The following is a 4,195-nucleotide window of genomic DNA, read 5'->3' as shown; positions in this document are numbered from 1 at the left end:
GGCCCGATGCGCGATCGCCCGCAGCACATAGGAAGCCGCCGCGAATCCAAAGCTCGCCGTCACGCAAACGCTCGAACCGAAGCCCGCGCAGTTCAGCCCCACCGGCCCGTGATGCCCCGGCGAAGTGGTGACGTGCTCGGCCTCGGCGTCGACGTCGCACACGGCGGCCTCTGGATAAATGAGCGGCTCGTCCGAATACACGGCGCTCACCTTGAACTTCGCCTTCGGCCCGCGCGGAAAGCCGTGCTGCTTGCGCAACTGGCCGCGCACCTTGGAAAGCAGCGGGTCCTGGATCGTGAGCGCGAGGTCGTCGATGCGAATGCGCGTGGGATCGAGCTGCCCGCCCGCGCCGCCCACCGTGATGAGCGGCACGCGGTGCTCGACGCACCAGGCGATCAACGCGGTCTTGGTGCGCACACTGTCGATGGCGTCGATCACGTAGTCGAAGCCGCCGCCCAGTAGTGCGTCGAAGTTCGAGGGCTCCACGAAGTCCTCGACGAGGCGCACCTCGCAGGCCGGATCGATCAACTTGATGCGCTCGGCCATGGCCTCGACCTTCGGCTTGCCGTAGTTGCCGTCGAGCGCGTGAATCTGGCGGTTGGTGTTGCTCTCGGCCACGTTGTCGAGATCGATGAGCGTGAGCTTGCCCATCGCGCTGCGCGCGAGCGCCTCGGCGGCCCAGGAGCCCACGCCGCCAATGCCGATCACGGCGACGTGGGCGCGCTCGAACGCGTCGAGCGCGGGTGCGCCGTAAAGCCGCGCAATGCCGCCGAAACGGCGGGCTCGGTCCGCAACATCGGCGGCAGGGCTCGCGGTAAGATCAACGGAGCCGGCGGCAGGGGAAATCTGAGTACTGGACATGACGTTAGGCAATCGTAAGCGGACCGGTAGCGCGCTGCTGCCACGCTCCTCGCAAGGACCGTATTTTGCCTGATCGCGCCGGGCGAAGCTGGACGCTCCCCCAAGCTTCGCGAGTCGAACGCCGGTCGCCGAAGCGTTCGCCGATAGATTCGTCGATAAATTCGCCGATAGATCCACCGGTCCGTTCGCTGGCCTTGTTCGTCAGCCCATTCGCCGGCTCATTCGTTGCCTGTTCGTTATACTTGTCCGCATTGAAGCGTCCGCATAAAAAATGACAACTCTCGCCGATCTCCGCAAGAACTACTCGCTCGGCTCGCTCGACGTCGCCGATGTCGATCCCGATCCGATCCTCCAGTTCCAGACCTGGTTCGCCCAGGCGCTCGACGCGAAGCTGCCCGAGCCCAACGCCATGACGGTGGCGACCGTCGACGCCGAAGGCCGCCCGGCTGCGCGCATCCTGCTCATCAAGGGCGTGGACGCGCGCGGCTTCGTGTTCTTCACGAACTACGAGAGCCGCAAGGGCCGCGAGCTGGCCGCCAATCCGCACGCGGCACTGCTCTTTCACTGGATCGAGCTCGAGCGCCAGGTGCGCATCGAGGGCAAGGTCGAGCTCACGAGCGACGCGGAAAGCGATGCCTACTTCAATTCGCGTCCGCTCGGCTCGCGCATCGGCGCGTGGGCCTCGGAACAGAGCGCCGTGATCGCGGGCCGCGCGGCGCTCGAAGCGCGCGAGCGCGAAGTCGCCGCGCAGTACGGCGAGCACCCGCCGCGCCCGCCGCACTGGGGCGGCTACCGGCTCGTGCCGGATGCGATCGAGTTCTGGCAGGGCCGGCCGTCGCGGCTGCACGACCGCATCCGCTACACGCGCGACGGCGCGGCCTGGCGCATCGAGCGGCTCGCGCCTTGAACGCTCGCTCCCTGACCGTATACGCTCTCGAAGACGTGGCGCGCGCTGCCGCGCCACACGCATCAAGGGTTTCACCCGCGTCACACGAATGATTCGCGCGGCCCTCGCGCCGCCCGAATTTTGCCGTACCGCCTTGCAGCCGGTTCCACGCATCGCAACTCGCTTTTGTCTTTGAGCTGTAGTCGTCAATAAGACTCGACACGGAGAGAAACGCATGTTCTGGGAGAAAAAACTCGCGCAATGGGTAGAAGAAGTCCGCAACAAGGCCAATCTGCCCGCCCGCCTCGTACTCTGGAGCGGGCAGCAGTACGATTTCGGCCACTTCGCCGCGCCGCAGGTCACGCTGAAGGTCAATAGCGCCTCGGCGCTGCCGCTCCTGCTCGAGCCGAGCCTCGACAACCTCGGCGAAGCCTATGTGAAGGGCAAGATCGACATCGAGGGCAAGCTCGCCGACATCATCAGCATCAGCTATTCGCTCGCGCGCAGCACCGTCACGAGCGCCAGCAAGCTCGCGCGCGTGCGCCGCTATTTCACGCACTCGAAGTCCACGGACAGGAAGGCCGTCCAGTATCACTACGACGTCTCGAACGAGTTCTACCAGCTGTGGCTCGACGAGAACATGCTCTACTCGTGCGCCTACTTCGAGAACGGCGACGAGGACCTCGCCACCGCGCAGCTCAAGAAGATCGACCACATCCTCACCAAGATCCAGTTGAAGGAAGGCCAGACGCTGCTCGATATCGGCTGCGGCTGGGGCGCGCTCGTGCTGCGCGCCGCGCAGAAGTTCGGCGCGCGCTGTGTGGGCGTGACGCTCTCGCAGAACCAGTTCGATCTCGCCACCGCGCGCGTGAAGGCCGCCGGCCTCGAAGATCGCGTCGAGATCCGCCTGCAGGACTACCGCGAAGTGCAGGGTCAGTTCGACCGCATCACGAGCGTGGGCATGTTCGAGCACGTCGGGCGCAAGAACCTGCCCGGTTATTTCCGCAAGGTCCACGACCTGCTCGCCGACGACGGCGTCGCGATGAACCACGGCATTACCTCGTCGGACGCCGATTCGGGCGAGACCGCGCTCGGCGGCGGCGAGTTCATCGACCGCTACGTGTTTCCCGACGGCGAGCTGCCGCACATCGGGCTCGCGCTCGAGGCGGCGCAGCGCGGCGGGCTCGAGGCCGTTGACGTGGAGAGCCTGCGCCGTCACTATGCGCACACGCTCAGTATCTGGGCGGAGAATTTCGAGGCGCGCGCCGAAGAGGCGAAAAAGCTCGTCGCCGACGAGAAGTTCCGCATCTGGCGCGTCTATCTGGCGGGTTGCGCGTACGCGTTCGAGCACGACGACGTGTCGATCTTCCAGATCGTGTGCCGCAAGGCCGGCCGCAGCGCGAAGACGCTGCCGTGGTCGCGCCGGTATATGTACGAGAAGCCGCTTTGATGCGGGCGGCGGCGTGACGGCTGGGCATAACGGCGTCGCGTGGCTCGCCCTGCCGCCGCGCCGCCAGCCACGCGACGGCCCATACAGCGGCCCACGCAGCGGCCCACTCAACGGCCCGCGCAGTCGTATCGCGCAAGCCGGGCCGAACGAGGCGCGGCTTCGCCCACGACCGCCATCAAGAGACAACTGCGCGGCATGACTGCGCGACGCCACTGCATGAACCAACGCGAAGACGGCCACGACCACGATCTGTTCGGCGCCACTCACGGTGAAGCGCCTGGCGCGGCGGCATATGATCCAGGCCGCGACAGCGCGCGCCCTGCCGCGCGCCGCACCGCCCCGAAGGCCGAAACCCGCGCCGAGCCGCAGCCCGACCTGTTCGGCTTCACCGCGCCGGCGCCCTCGCCCGTACCCCGGCAGCACGAGCAACGCCGCACCACGTACGACGACGCCGAAATCGAAGAGTCCGAGGGCACGCCCGACGAACGCGCGGTGCGTGCCGAATCGCCGAAACCGGCAGCGCAACCCGCGGCCGGCCCCAGCGCCCCCAAACGGCGCGGCCGCGGCGTGCTGCCCGCCGTGGCGACACAAGCCACGCTCGACCTTGCCGCCGAATTGCCGGCCGGGGTGCGCCTTGGCACCTCGTCGTGGTCGTTTCCGGGCTGGCGCGGCATCGTCTACGGCGACGACTACAGCCAGTCGAAACTTGCCCGCGACGGGCTCGCAGCCTATGGCGCGCATCCGCTGCTGCGCTCGGTGAGCATCGACCGCTCGTTCTATGCGCCGCTCACCGTCACCGACTATCTGCGCTACGCGCAGCAGGTGCCCGATCACTTCCGCTTCATCGTGAAAGCGCCGGCGCTCATCACCGACGCCAGCGTGCGAGGCGAACGCGGCGAGCCCGTTTCGACGAACCCGTGCTTTCTGAACGCGGAGCTCGCCGCGCGCGAGTTCGTCGAGCCGTGCCTCGCGGGCCTCGGCATGAAGGCGGGCGCGCT

At 67.3% G+C, this 4,195-nt stretch carries 4 protein-coding genes; 3 read left to right on the top strand and 1 reads right to left on the bottom strand.

Annotated features, from left to right (window positions below; all coding sequences use genetic code 11):
* Positions 1-861 (bottom strand): tRNA cyclic N6-threonylcarbamoyladenosine(37) synthase TcdA (gene tcdA, locus VMJ11_RS13255; RefSeq protein WP_325619859.1); only part of this gene is annotated, 861 nt, incomplete at its 3' end.
* 271 nt (positions 862-1,132) lie between these two features.
* On the opposite strand from tcdA, the gene pdxH reads away from it, so the two are divergent.
* The 3 genes from pdxH to VMJ11_RS13240 all read left to right on the top strand — a co-directional run.
* On the top strand, positions 1,133-1,768 hold the full coding sequence (gene pdxH / locus VMJ11_RS13250; RefSeq protein ID WP_325619858.1) for a pyridoxamine 5'-phosphate oxidase: 636 nt from the start codon (positions 1,133-1,135) through the stop codon (positions 1,766-1,768).
* Positions 1,769-1,982: 214 nt separating this feature from the next.
* A complete protein-coding gene (locus tag VMJ11_RS13245; RefSeq protein ID WP_325619857.1) occupies positions 1,983-3,197 on the top strand; it encodes a cyclopropane-fatty-acyl-phospholipid synthase family protein in 1,215 nt (404 codons plus the stop codon).
* Between the two features lie 216 nt (positions 3,198-3,413).
* A partial coding sequence (locus tag VMJ11_RS13240; RefSeq protein ID WP_325619856.1) for a DUF72 domain-containing protein occupies positions 3,414-4,195 on the top strand: 782 nt, incomplete at its 3' end.

It is taken from the genome of Paraburkholderia sp. (genome assembly GCF_035501035.1).
Taxonomy (GTDB): Bacteria; Pseudomonadota; Gammaproteobacteria; order Burkholderiales; family Burkholderiaceae; genus Paraburkholderia.
This window is presented reverse-complemented; position numbering and strand designations above follow the sequence as displayed.